The following is a 19520-nucleotide window of genomic DNA, read 5'->3' as shown; positions in this document are numbered from 1 at the left end:
GGCGTGGACGTGCTAGGCGACGGCCTGGTCGAGGCGTTGCGACTGCTGTTGACGGGGGACCAGGACACCTGGGCGGTCACCGGGCTCACCCTGCGCGTGTCGCTCAGCGCCACCTTGATCGCCTTCCTCCTCGGCGTGCCGGCGGGTACGGCGCTGGCCCTCGGTCATTTCCGTGGCCGGCGGGTGCTGCACGCGGTCGCGAACACCGGCATGGGCATGCCGCCGGTCGTGGTCGGGTTGTTCGTCACCGTCCTGTTGTGGCGCAGCGGCCCGCTCGGCGCGTTCGGTCTGCTGTACACGCCGACGGCGATGGTGATCGCGCAGGCCGCGATCGCCACTCCGATCGTGATCGCGCTGACGGCCGCTGCCCTGGCGCAGGTCGACCCGGACTTCCTCCTACAGATGCGCGGGCTGGGCGCGACGCGGCCGCGGGCACTGGGCGCGTTGCTGATGGAGGCGAAGCTGCCGCTGTTGGCCGCGGGCATGGCGGGGTTCGGCGCCGTGGTCAGCGAGGTCGGGGCCGCGCAGATGGTCGGCGGCAACCTCGCGGACGAGACGCGCGTACTCACCACCGCCGCGGTGCTCGCCACCAGCCGTGGCCAGTTCGCGCTGGCCATCGCGTTCGGCCTGGTCCTGCTGGCGATCGCGTTCGTGGTCAACCTCGCGATCACGCTCGCGCAGCACCGTCAGGCGACGGAGCGGTGAGCATCGGCTGCCGTGACCTGCGGGTCACCGCGGGAGACCGAGAGCTCGTCGCCGTGCCGAGACTGGACATCCCGACGGGGGAGACGCTCGCGGTACTCGGGTCCAACGGCGCCGGGAAGTCGACGTTGCTGCGTGCGCTCGCCCATCTGGGTACCGCGTCGCGGTCGGGGTCGGTACTGCTCGACGGGCACGTCGCCACCACCGCCGAGCTTCGCCGTGCCGTGGCCGCGGTGCTGCAGCGTCCGGTGCTACAGCGGTTGACCGTGCTCGACAACGCCGCGGCGGGCCTGCGGCTGCGGGGGGAACGGCGTGGAGCCGCTCGCCGGCGAGCCGAGCCCTGGCTCGAGGCACTCGGCGTCGCGCATCTCGCGTCCCGCAACGCCCGCACCCTGTCCGGGGGCGAGGCGCAGCGCGTGGCCATCGCTCGTGCTCTCGCCGTCGCCCCACGGGTGCTGTTGCTGGACGAACCGTTCACCGGTCTCGACGCCACGACCCGCACGGACCTGCTTGCCGACTTCCGCGCCGCGCTGGACCGGCTGGACGCCGCCGTCCTGTTCGTCACCCATGACCGTGAGGAGGCGCGGGCACTCGCGGGTCGCACGGCGCTGCTCGTGAACGGTGAGATCCGGCAGATCGGCACGACGGCGGACGTCCTCGACGCTCCTGCCGACCTCGAGTGCGCGAGCCTGCTGGGCTTCACCACCCAGCTGCCACCGACCCTCACCGGTCGGGAACGGACGCTGGTGGCGCGGCCCGAACGCTGCAGCCCGCTCGGGGACTCCGCGCCACCTCCGCCCGACGCGGTCGTGGTCGAGGGCGTCCTTCGCCGAGCCGTCCCGCTCGGCGGTGCGCTCCGGTTGGACGTGGACACCGCCGCCGGTGCCGTCACCGCGGTCACGACGGCGGAGATCGCGCACACTCCCGGCGACACGATCCGTCTCGCGATCCCCTGCGAGCACCTCCGCGCATGCGAACCATGACGGTCTCGACGCCGGAGGTCGGGGTGCGTGCCTGACTATCATCGCTCAGGTGGCGACCGCGGCTGGCATCGTGCTCGCGGGTGGACGTTCCACCCGGATGGGTGCGGCCAAGGCTGCCCTCGAGTGGCACGGCTCGACGCTGCTGTACCGCGCCGCTGCCGTTCTCGCGCGCGCGGTCGACGGGCCGGTGCTCGTGGTCGCGGCGCCCGGCCAGGAACTGCCGGAGCTGCCGAGCGGGATCGCGGTGGTCGAGGACCCGGTCGAGGGGCTCGGCCCGATGCAGGGGCTGGCCACCGGACTGGCGGCGCTCGCCGACCGGGCCGAGTCCGCGTTCGTGTGTTCCACGGACCTGCCCTTCCTGCATCCCGCGTACGTGCGACGGGTGCTGCGCGGGCTGACCGACGACATCGAGGTGGCGTTGCCGGTGGCGCGGGGCTTCCGTCAGCCGCTCGCCGCCGGGTATCGGACCCGGATCGCGGGGCTGGTGGCGGATCTGCTGGCGCAGGGCAACCAGCGCCCGGGGATGATCTTCAAGCACTGCGCGGTCGGGCAGCTGGACGACGCGGCTCTGCTCGACGACGCGGCGCTCGTCAAGTTCGACCCGGAGCTCGACTCCGTGGTCAACGTCAACACCCCGGAGGACTACGCGGCCGCCCGGGACCGGGAGCCGCCCGAGGTCGCGGTCGAGCGGTTCGGGGCCCTGGCCAAGCGTGGTGGGCACCGGCCGCGCACGGTCCGCGCGGCGACGATCGGCGCGGCCGCGGCCGCCGTCGGGCTGACGTTCGACCGCCACGTCGTGGCCGCGGTGAACGGTGACCAGGTGACCCGGGACGGCCGGATGCCGCTGGTCGCGGGCGACGGCGTCGCCTTCCTGTCGGCGGACGCCGGCGGTTGAGGCATACAGTCGACACGTGGCCCCTGGTGGATTCTTCGGACGGGCGCTGGTCGTCGACATCAGCGGCCGCGACGCCGCGGGTACCCCGATCCAGCTCTCCGACCAGGTGCTACGTGCCTACCTCGGGGGTGTCGGGCTGGGCACCTGGCTCATGCATCGCCTCGCCCCGCCGCGAGTCGATCCGCTCGCCCCGGAGGCGCCGCTCGCGTTCGTGTTCTCCTCGTTGGTCGGCACGCCGCTGACGACGAGCGCCAAGTTCGCCGTCGTCGCCAAGTCCCCGCTGACCGGCCTGCTCACCGACGCGCTCGCCTCCAGCCAGTTCGCCATCTCCGGCAAGCTCACCGGGCACGACGCGATCGTGATCCGCGGCCGTGCCGATGAGCTGTCGGTGCTCCTCGTCGACGGGGACGGCGCGCGGCTCGAACCCGCGCCCGAGCTGGCGGGTCTGCCGGCCGCAGACGCGGAAACACAGGCGCGGCAACGGTTCGGGCGTGGCTGGCGGACCGCGGCGATCGGTCCGGCAGGGGAGCGTGGCGTGCGGTACGCGACGATCAGCCACGACGGTCGACACGCCGGCCGGGGTGGGCTGGGCGCGGCTCTTGGGGCGAAGAACATCAAGGCCGTGCTCGTGAAGGCGGCCACCAAGGTCGGCGTGGCCGACCAGGCCGGCGTGCTCCAGGCTGCTCGCGACCTGCGGCAACGGAGCTTCGGTCCGGCGACCGCCAAGTACCGCGAACTCGGCACGCTCGCGAACCTGCTCGCGTTCAACGCGGTCAGCACGCTGCCCACCCGCAACTTCACCGCGGCCACGTTCGACGGCGCACCCAAGCTGGCCGCCGAGGAGCTGCACGAGCTGCGCGGCGTGGCCCGCAACAGCTGCGCGTCGTGCTCGATCGGCTGCGAGCACATCTACGCCCGCAAGGGCGGCGGCAGCCAGCGCATGGAGTACGAGAACGTGTTCGCGCTCGGCCCGCTGTGCGCCGTGGACGACCCGGACGACGTGTTCGCCGCGAGTGCCCGCTGCGACGAGCTGGGCATCGACACGATCTCCGCCGGCGGCACGATCGCCTGGGCCATGGAGTGCGTGGAGAAGGGCCTCATCGACGCGCCGTGGCTGCGCTTCGGCGACGGCGCCGCCCTGCTGCGCGCGCTCGACGAGATCGGCGAGCGCAAGGCCGGCCTGGGCGAGCTGCTCGCGCACGGCTCCCGCCGCGCCGCCGAGCTGGTCGGCGAGGGCTCGATCGACTTCGCCGCCCAGGTCAAGGGCCTGGAGATGCCCGGCTACGAGCCGCGCAGCCTGCAGTCGATGGCGCTGGGTCTCGCGGTCAACGCCCGCGGCGCCGACCACAACCGCTCCGGCGCCTACGAGGCCGACCTGTCCGGCGACCTGGACCGATTCGCCGGCGGCTCGGCACACGTCGCGGCGGCCGTGGACACCGAGGACCGCGCGGCCGTGATGGATTCGATGATCTTGTGCAAGTTCCTCCGCGGCGTGTTCGAGGACCCGTTCACCGAGTGGGCCCGGCTGCTCGCCATGGTCACCGGTTGGGACCTCGACGCCGCCGAGCTACGCACCGCCGCCCGCCGGATCGTCCGCGCGAAAAGGGCGTTCAACCTGCGGGAAGGCGCCAGTGCGGCGGACGATACGCTGCCCGTAAGGATGCTGGAGACGCCGCTCGAACTGGGCTCGGGGCGCAGCGTGACACTGAGCGCCGAGCGGCTGCGGTCGATGGTCTCGGGCTACTACGTGGCGCGCGGGCTGGATGAACAGGGCCGGGTGGCCGAGGCCGATCTGGCGGATCTTCTGCTCGACCCCTAGCGTCGGCGACACAGCAGCGGCACGAACGGTATGCTGTATGCAATGCCGAGGGACGGAGTCAGGATGACGACTCTCGAGGAGCCGGGGACGTCCGTGCGGACGGTGGCCGTCGAGATCAACGGGCGGTCGGTGACCGTGCCGGAGGGCACCACGATCTACGACGCCGCCAAGCAGGTCGGGGTCGACATCCCGGTGCTGTGCCACGACGAACGCTACGACCCGGTCGGCGTGTGCCGCATGTGCGTGGTCGACACCGGCGGACGCGTGTTCGCCGCCGCCTGCGTGCGGCCGTGCGAGGACGGCATGACGGTCAAGACGAAGACCGAGGAGATCGAGCGCAACCGGGCGGTGCTGACCGAGCTGCTGGTCGCCGACCAGCCCCCGCGCGCCGAGGACCCGAAGCAGACGACGACGGCCGACAATTTGTTGCTGGACCTGGCCGACGGGTTCGACGTGGCCCGCGAGACGACCGACCTGCCGTGTGGCTCGGGCCGCGGCCACGACTCGTCGAACCCGGTCATCGACGTCGACCACGACGCCTGCATCCTCTGCGACCGCTGCGTGCGCGCGTGCGACGACATCCAGGGCAACGACGTCATCGGCCGCTCCGGCAAGGGCTACTCGACGACCATCGCGTTCGACCTCAACGACCCGATGGGCGCGAGCTCCTGCGTGACGTGCGGTGAGTGCGTGCAGGCCTGCCCGACCGGCGCACTGACCAACAAGGCGATCAACAACATCCCGATCCAGCCGCGCGAGCAGCTCGACGCCGTCGACAGCGTCTGCCCGTACTGCGGCGTCGGCTGCGCGCTGACCTACTACGTGGACCGGGAGCGAGGCGCGATCGCGTTCGCCGAGGGTCGCGACCAGCCCGGTTCGCAGAGCCGGCTGTGCGTGAAGGGCCGCTACGGCTGGGACTACGCGGCCTCACCCCAGCGGCTGACCAAGCCCTTGATCCGCGTCGACTCCGCCTATCCGAAGGGCGCGCTGTCCGCCGACGTCCGCGGCGACATGGACAACGACCGCGGCCGGGGCGGGGCGGGCGGCAACCGCAGCGGCGGCGGGCGCGACGAGAAGAACGGGCGCAGCGAGAAGAAGAAGGGCCGCGACGGCCGCCGCAAGCCCGGCGGCCTGGTCGACTACGACGAGGTCATGCCCTACTTCCGGGAGGCGTCTTGGGAAGAGGCGCTCGACCTCGTCGCCAGGCGGCTCAAGGAGATCCACGCCGAGGGCGGCCCGGGCGCGATCGCCGGGTTCGGCTCGGCGAAGTGCTCCAACGAGGAGGCCTACCTCTTCCAGAAGCTGATCCGGACCGGCTTCGGCACCAACAACGTCGACCACTGCACGCGGCTGTGCCACGCCTCCTCGGTCGCCGCGCTGTTCGAGGGCGTCGGCTCCGGTGCGGTGTCCACGACCTACGGCGACGTGGCCAACGCAGACGTCGTGATCATCACCGGGTCCAACCCGACCGCGAACCACCCGGTGGCGAGCTCGTTCTTCAAGCAGGCCCGCCGCCGCGGCACGAAGATCGTCTACGTGGACCCGCGCGCCAGCACGGTCGCCGAGCACGCGGACTACCACTGCCAGGTCAAGCCCGGCACGGACGTGGCGTTCTACAACGGGATCATGCACGAGGTCATCCGCCTCGGGCTGATCGACCGCGAGTTCATCGCCGCCCGCGTGTCGAACTACGACGAGCTGGCCCGCACGGTCGCCGACTACCCGCCGGAGCGCGCCGCGCAGATCTCCGGCATCGACGCCGACATGATCCGCGAGGTCGCCAAGCTGTGGGGCGAGGCGGGCGCCGGCGTCATCTACTGGGGGATGGGCATCTCCCAGCACACCACCGGCACGGACAACGCCCGCTGCCTGATCGCCATGTGCTCGATCACGGGCAACGTCGGCAAGCCCGGCGCGGGCCTGCATCCCCTGCGCGGGCAGAACAACGTGCAGGGGGCCTCGGACGCCGGGCTGATCCCGATGTTCTACCCGGACTACCAGGGCGTGGACAAGGACGGCACGCGCGAGCTGTTCGAGCAGGCGTGGGGCACGAAACTCGACCCGAAGCGCGGGCTGACCGTCACCGAGATCATCGGCTCGGTGCTCAAGCCCGACGGCGTGCGCGGCATGTACATGCTGGGCGAGAACCCGTTCCTCTCCGACCCGAACATCAACAAGGTGCGCAAGGCGTTGGCGACGCTGGACTTCCTGGTGGTGCAGGACATCTTCCTCACCGAGACCGCGGAGTTCGCCGACGTGATCCTGCCGGCCTCGTCCTACCTGGAGAAGGACGGCAGCTACACCAACACCGACCGCCGCGTGCAGCTCGGTCGCAAGGTGATGGATCCGCCGGGCCAGGCGCGGGTGGACTGGGAGGTCGTCCAGGACATCGCACAGCGCGTCGGGCTGGACTGGTCCTACACCTCCTCCAGCGAGGTGTTCGACGAGATGGTCGGGCTCATGCCGTCGTACAAGAACCTGCGCCACGACAACCTCGGGCTCTCCGGCAAGCTCTACCCGAACGCCGACCCCGAGAACACGGACGGGACCGTCGTGCTGTTCGACGAGCGGTTCAACACCGACGACGGGCTCGCGCACCTGGTACCCGCACAATGGTTGCCCGCCAAGGAGCTTCCCGACGCGGAGTACCCGCTCGTGCTCAATACCGGCCGGCTGCTCGAACACTGGCACACCGGGTCGATGACGCGCCGCTCGTTCGCGCTGGACACGATCGCGCCGATCGCCGAGGTGTACCTGCACCCCAAGGACGCGGCCGACCGTGGCCTCGCGCACGGCGAGCGGGTGCGGGTGCGGTCGCGACGCGGGGTGATCGAGATTCAGGTGCGGATCTCGCACCGCGAACAGCTGGGCAACTGCTTCATCCCGTTCCACTTCCGGGAGGCGGCGGCGAACCTGCTGACGATCGACGAGATCGACCCGTTCGGCAAGATCCCCGAGTTCAAGTTCTGCGCGGTGCAGGTCGAGGCGCTGGGCGCCGAGCACGCGACGAACGGTTCCGCGACGGTTCTGGGAGCGCAGCAATGACGTTGAGTCCCGAGCGGGCGGCACAGGCCCGGGCGCGTCGCGTTCCGGGGGTGGAGGCGCGGGCCGGGAAGTTCCCCGGGCCGTCGCTGGTCCCCGCGTTGAACGCGATCCAGGCGCGGCTGGGTTGGCTGCCCCGCGAGGAGCTCGAGGAGCTGGCCCGCGAGGCCCGGCGGCCGCGGTACGAGATCGAGGGGCTCATCTCGTTCTATCCGCACTTCCGCACGAGCCCACCGGCGAAGGTCGCGCTGCACGTCTGCCACGACCTGTCCTGCTGGGCCCGTTCCGGCGAGGACCGGATCGCCGAGGTACGCGCGCGGTACGGCGAGGACACCGACGTCGAGCTCGTGGAGGTGTCCTGCCTCGGCCGCTGCGACGTGGCCCCGGCGGCGGCGGTCAACGAGCACCCCGGTCCGATGTCCGATGTGGACTCGCTGGTGACGGCGGCCCGCGGCGACGGGGTCGGCGAGCCGGTCGCGACGCCGAGCCGGACCGAGCCGTGGCCGAACGACCCGTACCCGGCCAGCTCGGGCGTAGCCGAGCGGTACGCGTCGCTGCGCGCGCTGTTGCGCGGCGAGCTGCGCGCCGAGGACGTCGTGGCAGCGCTGTCGGAGTCGGGCCTGCGCGGCATGGGCGGCGCGGGCTTCCCCACCGGCAAGAAGTGGGAGCTGGTCGCGGGCACCGACGACCCGGTCAAGTACGCGATCTGCAACGCCGACGAGTCCGAGCCGGGCACGTTCAAGGACCGGCAGATCCTCGCCGACCAGCCGCACCTCGTACTGGAGGGGCTGCTGCTCGGCATGGCCGTGGTCGGCGCCGAGCAGGGCTGGGTGTTCATCCGCCACGAGTACGGCCCGGAAGAGCGCGTCCTGCACGCGGAGATCGAGGCGTTGCGCGCGACCGGTGTCATCGGGCCGGACGCGTGCGGCAGCGGGCGCAGGCTCGAGCTCGAGGTCTTCGTCTCGCCGGGCGGTTACATCCTCGGCGAGGAGACCGCGCTGTTGGAGTGCATGGAAGGCCACCGCGGCGAGCCGCGGAACAAGCCGCCGTTCCCGGGCACGTACGGCCTGCACGGCCGGCCGACGCTGATGAACTCGGTGGAGACGTTCGCGGACGTGCCGGTGATCGCGCAGCGCGGCGCGCAGTGGTGGCAGGACCAGGGCATCGGCGACTCGGTCGGCTGGAAGTTCTTCGCCGTGTCCGGCCACGTCGAGGACCCGGCGGTGTACTGCGTGCCGATGGGTACGACGGTGCGCGACCTGATCGACGCCGCGGGCGGCGTGTCCGGCGGCCGGGCGGTCGGCGCGGTCCAGCCCGGTGGTGCGTCCTCGAACTTCATCGGACCGGACCAGCTCGACCTCGTGCTGGACTTCGGCACCCTCGCCGAGGCCGGCACCATGCTGGGTTCGGGAGCACTCGTCGTCCTCGCGGAGGGCACCGACCTGCTGGCCGCGTCCACGAACGTGTTGCGCTTCTTCCGCAACGAGTCCTGCGGCAAGTGCGTGCCCTGTCGGGTCGGGTCCACCAAGGCCCACACACTGCTGCGGGAGACGCTGGACTCCGGCGCCCCACTCGACGACGCGCGACGTGGGCGCATCCTGCAGCTGGAGGAGGCCATGCGCAAGACGTCGATCTGCGGTCTCGGGCAGGTGGCGCTCGGCCCGGTGGTGTCGGTGCTCGGGCTCGACAAGGGCGGAGCCTCGGCCCGTCCCCAGCCGCGGCCGAATGGTGCGAAGGACCAGCCGGACCGCTGAGCGAGCTTGCGAGCGAATATGTCACAGGGCGACCGCGAGTGGCGTCTCCGAGCCTGCGAGGAGGCGTCGTGAGTGGACGCGAGTTCTTCACCGCCCGCACGGTCGCCGACGCACTCGCGGGCTTCCGTCCCGGCCACCGCACCGCCGTAGCGGACGTGACCCTCGCTGATGCGCTGCACCGGGTGCCGGCCACTGACATAACCGCACCCGGACCGCTGCCGGGATTCGTCAAGTCCACTGTGGACGGTTACGCCGTCCGCGCGGCAGACACGTTCGGCGCGTCGGACGGCCTGCCGTCCTATCTGGACCTGCTCGGCGCCGTCCTGATGGGCGCGGCACCGGACGTCACCGTGCGTCCGGGCGGCTGCGTGGCCATGCCGACCGGGGGAGTGCTGCCCGATGGCGCGGACGCCGTGGTGATGGTCGAGTACACCGCCGAGACGATGCCCGGCACCATCGAGGTCACCCGTCCCGTCGCACCTGGTGGGGGTCTCGTCCGGGCCGACGAGGACGTCGCCGCCGGGGCGCCGCTCGTGTCCGGCGGCCGGCCGCTGCGCGCTCCGGACCTCGGGCTGCTCGCCGCCGCGGGCGTGACGAGGGTCGCGGTCCACGCCCGCCCCCGGGTCGCGATCATCTCCACCGGCGACGAGGTCGTCCCGCCGTCCACGACGACCCTCTCAGCCGGGCAGGTCCGAGACGCCACCGCCTCCGCGCTCGCCGGACTCGTGACCGACGCCGGTGGCGAGCCGGCAGTGGCCGGGATCGTGAGCGACGAGCCAGGAGCGCTGAAGACCCGGCTCACCGAGGTGCTGCCGGACGCCGATCTCGTCGTCGTGTCCGCCGGGTCGTCCGTCGGTGCGCGGGACGAGACCGCCGGCGCGGTCGCCGCGGTCGGCGATGTCTGGTGCCACGGGCTCGCCATCAAGCCCGGCAAGCCCACGCTGCTGGCCGACTGCGCCGGCACGCCACTGATCGGGCTGCCGGGGAACCCTCTGTCGGCACTGGTCGTGTTCGGCCAGGTCGGCGTGCCCCTGCTGTGGCGGCTCGCCGGCTGCGAGACGCCGCCACCCGCGCCGAGCACCCGGGCCCGGCTGTCGCGGGACCTGCCGTCCGCGGCCGGGCGGCTCGACGTGGTCCAGGTCCGAGTGCGCGACGGGGCCGCCGAGCCGTTGTTCGGACCGTCCGCGCTGCTGTCCGTGCTGACCCGGGCCGATGGATACCTGGTCGTGCCCGAACCGTCGACGGGGCTGGACGCGGGCGCCGAGGTCGAGGTCATCCTGTACCGATGACCGCCGAGAGTCCCTTCGTCTCCGACGTGCCCGCCGCCCAGGCCCACACCGCCTGGCGGGAGGTACGCGCCGACACCGGCTGCCCGGCCAGAGTCGACGTGGTGCGGCCGCGGGTCGGAGAGGCCGTCGGTCGCGTGACCGCCGAACCCGTGTGGGCCCGCAGGTCGTCGCCGGCGTTCGACTCGGCCGGGATGGACGGGATCGCCGTCCGCTCGGCGGAGACGGTGGACGCCGCCGAGACCACCCCGGTGCTGCTCGACGCGGGCGCGTTCGAGGTCGTCGACACCGGCGACCCACTGCCGGCCGGGTACGACGCCGTGGTCATGCGCGAGCACGTCCACAGCGTCGGCGACCGTGCCGAGCTACGCGCCGCCGTCCCGCCCTACCAGCACGTCCGGTCCATCGGGGAGGACATCAGCGCCGCCGAGCTCCTGCTGTCGGAGGGCCACCGGCTGCGCCCCGTCGACGTCGCCGCGTGCGCCGCGGCCGGCGTCGTCGAGCTCGCGGTCCGCCGCACGCCTGTCGTCGCGGTGATCCCGACCGGTGACGAGATCCGCCCGATCGGTGCCGAGCTCGAGCCCGGCCACATCGTCGACACCAACTCGCTGATGCTCGCCGCACAGGCACGCGAGGCGGGCTGTGCCGCCCGGGTCGCCGAGATCGTGCCGGACGACCCGGACGCCATCACCGCGGCCGTCCGCGCCGCGGCCGCCGGCGCGGACCTCGTCCTGCTCATCGCGGGCTCCAGCGCCGGCCGCGACGACTACACCGCGCGGGTCGTCGCCGAGGCCGGCACGCTGGCGGTCCACGGCGTAGCCGTCCGGCCGGGCCACCCGGTGGTGCTCGGAGTCGTGGACGGCACGCCGGTGGTCGGCGTGCCGGGCTACCCGGTGTCGGCCGCTCTGACGTTCGACATCTTCGCCGCACCGGTCCTCGCCGAGCTGGAAGGCGCCGCGCCGCGGGAACGCCCGTCGACAACCGCCCACCTCGCCCGGAAACTGCCCTCCGCGATCGGCATGGACGACTGGGTGCGCGTGCGGCTCGGCCGGGTGCGAGACCGCATCGTCGCCACCCCGCTGCCGCGCGGCGCGGGCGTGCTGACCTCTCTCGTCCGCGCTGACGGGTTGCTCGTCGTCCCGTCCGGTGTGGAGGGACATCACGCCGGGGAGGAAGTGCGAGTCGAGCTGCTGCGCGGGCTGAGCGAGATCGACCGCACCATCGTCGCGATCGGTTCTCACGACCTCGTTCTCGACCTCGCCGCCTCAGCCCTGCGCGCCGAGGATCCGCTCATCACCCTCGCGTCGTCGAACGTGGGATCGCTGGGCGGCCTCGTCGCGCTGCGAGACGGACTGTGCCACGTCGCGGGCTCACACCTGCTCGACCCGGCCACCGGCGCGTACACACTGCCCTATGTGGACAAGATCGTCGGACCGGACGCTGCCGTGATCCGCCTCGTGCTCCGCGACCAGGGATTCATCGTCGCGCCCGGCAACCCGCTGGCGCTCGCCAAGATCGACGATCTCACGCGCCCTGGCCTGCGTTACGTCAACCGGCAGCGCGGTGCCGGCACACGGGTGCTTCTCGACCAGGAACTCGCGACACGCGGAATCGACCCGGCCGAGATCTCCGGCTACAGCCGCGAGGAGCACACCCACCTGGCAGTGGCCGCGGCGGTGGCCGCCGGCCGCGCCGACACCGGTCTGGGCATCCTCGCCGCCGCCCGGGCCTTCGGTCTCGACTTCGTGCCCATCACCCAGGAACCGTACGACCTGGTTCTGCCCGCCGAGAACCTCACCGACGAGCGGCTCACGCCGCTGTGGACGTTGCTCGACCGTGCCGACTTCCGCTCCGAAGTGGAGGCATTGGGCGGCTACTCATGCGCGGAGACCGGCCGACGGATTCGCTGAACAGTACTGGTTCAGCGATGGTGCGCGTGCCCGGGCCGGTTGCGTGCACCCCCACCCACGCAACCGGCACGATTCTCATTTCACCTTTGCGGTGGAATGGCTCACTGGGCGAACCAGCGTTGGAAACCGTCGCCGCTCTTGCACGTGACGAGCGGCAGGCTCCCGTTGGTGTCGCGGAGACAGTAGCCGTTGCCGTACGCCATCTTGATGAACGGCACACCGGGGTACGGTTCGAGAATCCACCGTTGCCCCAGAGCGGACGGGTTGCACGGCGCCAACCTCACGGAGTTTCCGGACACCTGCAGGCAGAGGTCGGATTTGGCGTGGCTGATGGGCGTCTTGACACCGGGCTGGTTGTTCCAGATCCACTTCTGGTTGGCCCCGCCGTTGCAAGGATGCATGTAGATGCTGGCACCGTTGTCGGAGGCGTCGAGGCATCCCGGTGATCCGTAGTTGTCGAGCGGGGTGGTGACCACTGCCGCCGACGCGGTCGATGTGGTGATGCCGAATGAAATGGCGGTCATGATCAGGGCGAGCAGTATCGCCAGGGCAGACTTTCGCTCCATGCGCCTTCCTTGGATCCCGGTCGAGTCGACGAAAACCGCCCGCATCAGCTGATGAGATGCCCCGACCTCGTAATTGGTGACGAAAGCGACGTTAGGTGCCGAGAACGTTCCTGACCAACGGGTCCGCCGCCCTATCTTGGGCGCCGCGGTTCCCTATTTTGGGAGGTGCGTCCCCGCCGAGGGAGACAGGATCCCGAGCTGTCGGGCGGCCTCGACGGCGTCATGGCGGGTGGTCACGCCGAGCTTCGCGCGCACCGCGGCGACGTGGTGGTCGACGGTCTTGGTGGCGACGTGCAACCGCTCGGCGATCTCGCGATAGGGCAGCCCCTCGGCGAGGAGGTGGAGGATCTCGGACTGACGTGCGGTGAGTCCGGCGGGGTTCGTGCGAGTCGTCGAGCGGGGGCCGCGCGGCACGGACGGCACGCCCATCCTCGTGAGCCGCCCTCGGACTCGGGACGCGACCGACGTCGCGCCGAGACGGTCCAGGATGCCCAGCGCCTGGAGCAGCGGTTCCGGTTCCGGCGCGTCGGACAGCGCGAGCGCCTGCTCGTAGGGCCGGCCGATCGTCGACCACAGCGCCGCGGCCTCCGACCACCGGCCGGCTGCCTGTACCCGGTAGGGCTCGAGCAGGTCATCACGCAGGCGATCGAGCACTCCGATTCGGTGCAGCCAGAAGGCGGCTCGGCTGACCCACGGAACGGGGCCGGTGTCGATCAGCTCCGCGACCCGGTCCGTGACGGTGACCGGCACGGGGTGATCGCCGAGCCAGGCGAGCTCCGCGCGCGCTACGACCAGCTTGAGAGCGACCTGCGCGGATGGCTGGCGTTCGAGGTGTCCGTGCGCCTGGTCGAGCGTCGCGGCCGCATGCGCCACCCCGCGGCGCAGCTCGATCGTGCCTCGGGCCACCAGCGCCACGGCGAGCAGGAGGCCCTCGGACTCGGACGGCCGCCGTAGATCCGCCGTCGCCTCGTCCCACCGACCCTGGTCGAGCCGCAGCAGCGCCCGCAGCACCAGCAGATATGCCTCGCTCAGGACGAGGTCGTGCGCGTCGCAGAAGCCGATTCCCTTGCTGAGATAGGTTTCCGCGTCTTCGTCGCGCATCAGGTTGATGCACCCGTCGGCCAGGTTGTGGTAAGCCCTGGCGGTCTCCTGGGTGAGCCCGGCGGCGCGCGCCACCCGCAGGCTCTCGATCAAGAGGTCCGTGTCATAGGGCGGCACGACCCACCGTACGCACCCGACCGTGTTGAGTGCGTGCGCCAACACGGCCGTGTCGCCGGCGGCACGCGCCATGCCGATGGCCTTCTCGCCCCACGTCCGGGCACTGCCGAGCCGATCGTCGATCATGTCCAGCTTCGCCCGCAGCGCATACGCCTGCGCCAACGCACCACCGGGGTGCCGCTCGAGCGCCGCGATCGCCCGCACGACACACTGTTCGGCCTCCGGGCGCCTGCCCAGGTACCACTGCACATCGGCGAGCAGTGTGAGGCTGGCACCAAGCCGTTCGTGATCATCGCGAGCGTCGTGCACCTCGATCGCTCGCTCCAGCGCCGCCGCGGCGCGCTCGTGCCGGCCCGCGAGGTAACACTCCCGCGCGTAGTCGTCCCAGAGCCCGGCGAGCCGTTCTGCTGTGAAGCGATCGGCGTGCCGCAGCGCCTGCTCGAAGTGGTCCACCGCTTCCCGGTGCGCGTCCAGCGATGCGGCCCGACGCGCGGCGATGGGCGCGAACCGGACGACGGCGTCGCGATCGTCGGCCCGCACCGCGTGGTGGTTCAGTCGCGCGACGTCAACCTGGTGCTGGGTAAGGACTTCCAGGACGAGACGGTTGAGCTCGCGCCTACGCGCGCTCGCGATGCCGTGCTCGACGGCGCGACGTGCCAGCTCATGGGCGAACGACACCGTCGAGTCGTCGGCGCGCAGCACACCCAGGCGGACGGCCTCGTCGACACCCGTCAGCGACGCACAGCCTTCGATCAGCCATCGTTCGGCAAGCCCCGGCACCACCGAGACGAGCTCGACGCACTTGCGCCCCACGGCGGAAAGCCGGCCGACCCGAGCGAGCACCGCATCCTGCACCGTCAGCGGCACCGCGGTTCCCGGCGCCGCGAGCACCTCACGCACGAAGAACGGGTTGCCACCCGTGATCCGGTGCAGGTCGGCCACATCACGGCGGTCGGCAAGCCGGGCAACGCCCGCGACGGACAACGGGTCGAGCCGCACCCGACGGACCTGGTCGACGGGAACCGACCCGAGCGCCCTCCGCAGGGCATGACCGGGCGACACCTCGTCGTCCCGATACGTCACGATGAGCACGGTCCGCATCCGTGCGACCCGCCGCCCCAGAAACCGGATCGCGTCGAGCGTCGCGTCGTCGGCCCAGTGCGCGTCCTCGACCACCGCGACTGCCGGGTGCGGCGGCCGGTCCAGCTCGTCCACCAGCACGTCGAGCGCCCCGGCGAGCCCGCCGAGGTCGTCACCACCCGGCAACCCGCCGAGTGACCGGAACATGTCCCGGAACGGGCCGAACGGGCGCGGTGTCAGCAGCGCGTCGCACAACCCGTACAGCACCGGCCTGCCGGTCCGGCCTTCGTGGTCCGAGGCGAACCGGGTGACCAGCGACGTCTTGCCCGCGCCCGCCTCACCGGACATCAACACGAGACTGCCCCGACCCGCTCCGGCCTCGCGGACAGCCGCGTCCAACTCGGCCAACTGCGCCTCTCGCTCGACCAGGAGCACATCGCGGAACGTACACGGTCCAGCCACTACGACGCCCGATCAGTCGAACCGAACGATCTCTTCAGTCGGCGGTGCCCTGATCGAGGGCTTGGGCCAGTCGGTCGGCGATGTGTTCGAGGGTGAGCCTGCCGGTCCGCATCATCCACGGCGACATGTTCGCCACGATGTCGGTGAGCTCGTCGTCGGCGACCGTCGGGTCGGCGAGCAGCCGGCGCAGCTCGTCCAGCACCTCACCGGCTCGCCAGGATCCCTCGCCGGCGACCACCTCGTCGATCTCGAACTCCAGGCTGTCGTCGCCGACCAGGTAGCCCGAGAGCACGTGAAGCGCCTCGTGGTCGTCGAGACCGGGGATGTCGGCAATGGGGTCCGCGTCGCCGGGTTCGTCAGGCACGGCTGGTCAGCTCCGCCGGCGACGTCTGAGATGGGCGACGACGTAGGACACGAGCACGATGGTCGTGATCGTGACGGCGATGGTGAACCCGCTGCCGACGACCACGTAGTCCGCGGGTTCCCTCCCGGCCGGCAGCGGGCGCGCCACCTGCTCGGCGACCTGCGTGACGAGCGCGTCCCGCGCGGTGACCTCGCCGAGCACGAGCAGCACGAGCGCCGTGGCCGTCGAGGAGACCACCATCCGGCGGCGCAACCGGAACCGCCCGGCGCCGGCGACCATGGCGACCGCGAGCGCAAGCGCGGCGAGCATGACCGCCGGCTGCCAGCCGAGCAGGTCCGGCCGCGTCGTCGGCTGCGGCGCCAGGAACGCCGGGTCGACCGTCGGCTGCGCGCCGGTGGCGAGGTCCAGGCCGGTGTAGGTCGTCGTGCCGCCCTGCTTGGAGCGGCCGTACCCGCCCGGGGTGTCGCAGGAGACGGCGAGGAAGCCGAACAGGAAGCAGATCAGCGCGAGCGCGAGCCCCGACGGGGTGAGCAGCCTCGATGCCGCCTGCCGCCGTCTCGCCGTCTCGCGCAGCTGCGCCATGGAGCGACAGCGTGCCACTCCACAGCACTCCACGGTCCGAAACGGAGAAATCTGTGTCCGCTGTGGATGGTGTGGACCACCCCGAAGGCGCATTCGATGGGCCTTGTGAGTAGGTGGTCGTGGCGCTCTGTGAGCGCGAAGTGGCCAGCGCTGGGCTGAAGGCATTAGCTCCGTCCGTTCAAGCGGAGGTGGCACTTGACCCAGGGTAAGAAATTCTGGTTCGGCGGCATCGGCAGCTCCGAAGAGGTTCCTTGCCGCCGTATGTGGTCGTCGTGTTGTATCTCGCACCGGAATGAGGGCTATGAGGGTAAAAGATTAACCAAAATCGCCCTCGCCGACAGTCGAGGTCTTGGGGGCCAGCGTGGAGTCCGGTAGCGACTTAACACGGGCCGTGGCCCGGCATTCCGAGGCACGGCCCGACGGCGGCCCGAGCGCCACTTCCGGTTCCCTGGCCCAGGAGTCGGCCGACCAGCGCACGCTGCTCACCACACCCGGAGGCCCGTCATGAAAGACCAGATCAGGTTCCTGCTGCCACAGTCGGAGATCCCGCGCACCTGGTACAACATCGCCGCCGACCTACCCGCGATGGCACCGCCGCTGAACGCGCGGACCGGTCGGCCGATCACCCGCGAGGACATGTTGCGCACAACGCCGGCCGCGCTGGTGGACCAGGAGATGGGCAACCAGCGGGAGATCGAGATCCCCGACGAGGTCCGCGAGATCTACGCGCAGTGGCGACCGACGCCCCTGTTCCGTGCCCGGCGCCTGGAACGCGCGTTACGCACGCCGGCGCGCATCTACTACAAGTACGAGGGCGACGCCCCGACCGGGAGCTTCAAGCCGAACAGTGCCGTGCCTCAGGCCTACTACAACCGTGAGGCCGGCAAGGACACACTGGTCGCCGACACCGGCGCCGGGCAGTGGGGCAGCGCCGTCGCGTTCGCGGCCGCCCTGTTCGGCATGAAGGCGGAGATCTTCATGGTGCGGGTCAGTGCCAAGCAGAAACCGCACCGCAAGGTACTGATGGAGGCATTCGGCGCCCGGTGCATCCCGAGTCCGAGCGAGCAGACCGAGGCCGGACGCGGCTTCCTCGCCGACACCCCGGACCACCCGGGCAGTCTCGGCGTCGCGAAGTCGGAGGCGCTGCAGACCGTCTACGCCAACCCCACCGCCGGGTACACCCGAGGCAGCGCGGCCAACCACGTGTGCGCCCACCAGACGGTGATCGGGCAGGAGGCCAAGCGGCAGCTCGAGCTGGCCGAGGACTACCCCGACATCGTCATCGGCGCGGCGGGCGGCGGCAGCAACCTCGCCGGGCTCGCCTTCCCGTTCCTCGGGGAGAAGTTGCGCGGTGGCCGGGACGTGCGCATCGTGGCGGTGGAGCCGGCCGCCTGCCCGACGCTCACCCGCGGGCGCATCGCCTACGACCACGCCGACTCCGGGCGGCTGACCCCGCTCTACCGGATGCACACCCTCGGGCACACGTTCGTCCCGCCGCCGGTGCATGCGGGCGGGCTGCGCGCGCACAGCATCGCGCCGCTGGTCAGCTGGGCCACCGAGCTCGGTCACATCGAGGCGGTCGCCGAGACGCAGACCCGCTGCTTCGAGGCGGGCGTGCTGTTCCTGCGCGAGGAGGGCGTGCTGGCCGCGCCGGAGGCCGCTCACGCCATCCGGGTCGTGATCGACGAAGCAGTACGGTGCCGCGAGGAAGGTACGGCGCGGACGATCCTGTTCGGGCTCACCGGGCACGGCAACTTCGACCTGTCGGCCTACGAGCGCTTCGCCGCTGGGACACTGCCCGACGACTCACTGAGCGACGAGGTTCTGGCGCACGGGCTGGCCAGCATTCCCAGCCTTGCCGAGGTATAGAAGGGATCCATCACCATATGAACCGGACCAGCCTGCTGCAGTTCCTGTTGCTGGGCACCATCTGGGGTGCCAGCTACACCTTCATCAAGGTGTCGCTGGAGGGGCTCACACCGGCCCAGCTCGTCCTCGCCAGAATCGTGCTCGGTCTGTTGTTGCTGCTCGGGTTCCTTGCCGTGCGCGGAATCCGGCTGCCCAAGCTCGGGGGAGTGTGGGGTCATGTGACCGTGGCGGCCGCGCTCGGCATGGTCGCGCCCTTCCTGCTGCTGGCCTTCGGCGAACGGCACACGAGCGCGGCCATGGCCGGTGTGCTGATCGCGGCGCTGCCGCTCGTCACCCTGGCCGCGGCGACAACCTTCCTGCCGACCGAACGGGCGACGTCCCGCAAGCTGGCCGGTTTCCTGGTCGGGTTCGCCGGCGTCGTGCTCATCATGGCGCCGTGGGAGTCCGCGGGCGGCACGATCGGCGGCCAGCTCGCCGTTCTCGGCGCCGCCTGCAGCTACGCGGCGCAGACGGTGTACATCCGCAAGTTCATCGTTCCCTACAAGCTCGCGCCCGTCGCGCTCGCGGCATCGCAGCTGGTGATGGCGACCATCCTGCAGGCCGCGGTCACGCCGACCATGGCGTGGGAGACGCCGAACCTGACCTGGCAGGTCGTGTCCAGCATCATCGTGCTCGGTGTGTTCGGCACCGGCCTGGCCTACGTGCTGTACTTCCGCCTGATCACCGATCTCGGCGCGACCACCGCGTCCTCCGTGAACTACCTCGTCCCGGTGGTCGGCATGGTGGTCAGCACCAGCCTGCTCGGCGAGTCGCTGACCTGGAACATGATCGTCGGCGTCGTGGTCGTGATGGTCGGCCTCGCGGTGGCGGAGAACAGGTTCGGGCGCAAGGCCGCCGAGACCCCGGCCCCGCGCGCGGCCGAACCGGACGCCGGGAAGGCGGCGGACGTCGCCGCGGAGTCGCCGGCCGGTCCCGCGCCCGCCAGCAC

Annotated in this window: 14 protein-coding genes; 10 read left to right on the top strand and 4 right to left on the bottom strand. The window is 71.4% G+C overall.

All coding sequences use genetic code 11. From position 1 onward, the window contains the following. The first annotated feature begins 3 nt into the window (after nt 1-3). The 8 genes from ACRDSK_RS02075 (at nt 4) to ACRDSK_RS02040 (ending at nt 12391) form a co-directional block, all read left to right on the top strand. Nucleotides 4-705, top strand: coding sequence for an ABC transporter permease (locus tag ACRDSK_RS02075; protein ID WP_431438134.1), 702 nt, complete (start codon nt 4-6; stop codon nt 703-705). Next, nucleotides 702-1685 (top strand): ABC transporter ATP-binding protein, encoded by a 984-nt coding sequence (locus tag ACRDSK_RS02070; protein ID WP_431438133.1) that lies wholly within the window; start codon nt 702-704, stop codon nt 1683-1685. Before ACRDSK_RS02075 ends, ACRDSK_RS02070 begins: the two co-directional genes overlap by 4 nt. Before the next feature lie 49 nt (nt 1686-1734). Beyond that, a complete protein-coding gene (gene mobA / locus ACRDSK_RS02065; protein WP_431438132.1) occupies nt 1735-2580 on the top strand; it encodes a molybdenum cofactor guanylyltransferase in 846 nt (281 codons plus the stop codon). 16 nt (nt 2581-2596) lie between these two features. After that, complete coding sequence (locus ACRDSK_RS02060; RefSeq protein WP_431438131.1) at nt 2597-4399, top strand: aldehyde ferredoxin oxidoreductase family protein; 1803 nt, start codon at nt 2597-2599, stop codon at nt 4397-4399. Between the two features lie 63 nt (nt 4400-4462). After that, nucleotides 4463-7444, top strand: coding sequence for a formate dehydrogenase subunit alpha (fdhF, locus tag ACRDSK_RS02055; protein WP_431438130.1), 2982 nt, complete (start codon nt 4463-4465; stop codon nt 7442-7444). Continuing rightward, nucleotides 7441-9195 (top strand): NAD(P)H-dependent oxidoreductase subunit E, encoded by a 1755-nt coding sequence (locus tag ACRDSK_RS02050; protein ID WP_431438129.1) that lies wholly within the window; start codon nt 7441-7443, stop codon nt 9193-9195. The genes fdhF and ACRDSK_RS02050 overlap by 4 nt, the downstream gene beginning before the upstream one ends. 68 nt (nt 9196-9263) lie before the next feature. Continuing rightward, the gene (locus tag ACRDSK_RS02045; protein WP_431438128.1) at nt 9264-10484 is read left to right on the top strand and encodes a molybdopterin molybdotransferase MoeA; all 1221 of its coding nucleotides are present in this window, start codon (nt 9264-9266) and stop codon (nt 10482-10484) included. Next, a complete protein-coding gene (locus tag ACRDSK_RS02040) occupies nt 10481-12391 on the top strand; it encodes a molybdopterin biosynthesis protein (protein WP_431438127.1) in 1911 nt (636 codons plus the stop codon). Before ACRDSK_RS02045 ends, ACRDSK_RS02040 begins: the two co-directional genes overlap by 4 nt. Before the next feature lie 101 nt (nt 12392-12492). On the opposite strand, the gene ACRDSK_RS02035 is transcribed toward ACRDSK_RS02040, so the two are convergent. The 4 genes from ACRDSK_RS02035 to ACRDSK_RS02020 form a co-directional block, all read right to left on the bottom strand. Next, nucleotides 12493-12957, bottom strand: coding sequence for an RICIN domain-containing protein (locus ACRDSK_RS02035; protein WP_431438126.1), 465 nt, complete (start codon nt 12955-12957; stop codon nt 12493-12495). 153 nt (nt 12958-13110) lie between these two features. Further along, a complete protein-coding gene (locus tag ACRDSK_RS02030) occupies nt 13111-15690 on the bottom strand; it encodes an ATP-binding protein (protein ID WP_431438125.1) in 2580 nt (859 codons plus the stop codon). A gap of 61 nt (nt 15691-15751) precedes the next feature. Beyond that, on the bottom strand, nt 15752-16081 hold the full coding sequence (locus ACRDSK_RS02025) for a hypothetical protein (protein WP_431438124.1): 330 nt from the start codon (nt 16079-16081) through the stop codon (nt 15752-15754). Nucleotides 16082-16087: 6 nt separating this feature from the next. Continuing rightward, nucleotides 16088-16663, bottom strand: a complete 576-nt coding sequence (locus ACRDSK_RS02020; protein ID WP_431438123.1) for a hypothetical protein — start codon at nt 16661-16663, stop codon at nt 16088-16090. 504 nt (nt 16664-17167) lie between these two features. Here ACRDSK_RS02020 and ACRDSK_RS02015 point away from each other — a divergent pair. Together ACRDSK_RS02015 and ACRDSK_RS02010 are read left to right on the top strand one after the other, a co-directional pair. Next, on the top strand, nt 17168-18532 hold the full coding sequence (locus ACRDSK_RS02015) for a TrpB-like pyridoxal phosphate-dependent enzyme (RefSeq protein WP_431438122.1): 1365 nt from the start codon (nt 17168-17170) through the stop codon (nt 18530-18532). Between the two features lie 17 nt (nt 18533-18549). Further along, nucleotides 18550-19520 (top strand): DMT family transporter (locus ACRDSK_RS02010; protein WP_431438121.1); only part of this gene is annotated, 971 nt, incomplete at its 3' end.

Source organism: Actinophytocola sp. (assembly GCF_050699915.1).
GTDB lineage: Bacteria > Actinomycetota > Actinomycetes > Mycobacteriales > Pseudonocardiaceae > Actinophytocola.
The sequence above is the reverse complement of the archived record's forward strand: the minus strand, read 5'-3'. Positions and strand labels throughout refer to the sequence as shown.

What these genes read in the sequence shown, in the direction of transcription:
- ACRDSK_RS02040 (WP_431438127.1), top strand. Translation starts at nt 10,481, where the DNA reads ATGACCGCCGAGAGTCCCTTCGTCTCCGACGTGCCCGCCGCCCAGGCC.
- ACRDSK_RS02035 (WP_431438126.1), bottom strand. Translation starts at nt 12,957, where the DNA reads ATGGAGCGAAAGTCTGCCCTGGCGATACTGCTCGCCCTGATCATGACC.
- fdhF (WP_431438130.1), top strand. Translation starts at nt 4,463, where the DNA reads ATGACGACTCTCGAGGAGCCGGGGACGTCCGTGCGGACGGTGGCCGTC.
- ACRDSK_RS02050 (WP_431438129.1), top strand. Translation starts at nt 7,441, where the DNA reads ATGACGTTGAGTCCCGAGCGGGCGGCACAGGCCCGGGCGCGTCGCGTT.
- ACRDSK_RS02020 (WP_431438123.1), bottom strand. Translation starts at nt 16,663, where the DNA reads ATGGCGCAGCTGCGCGAGACGGCGAGACGGCGGCAGGCGGCATCGAGG.
- ACRDSK_RS02015 (WP_431438122.1), top strand. Translation starts at nt 17,168, where the DNA reads ATGAAAGACCAGATCAGGTTCCTGCTGCCACAGTCGGAGATCCCGCGC.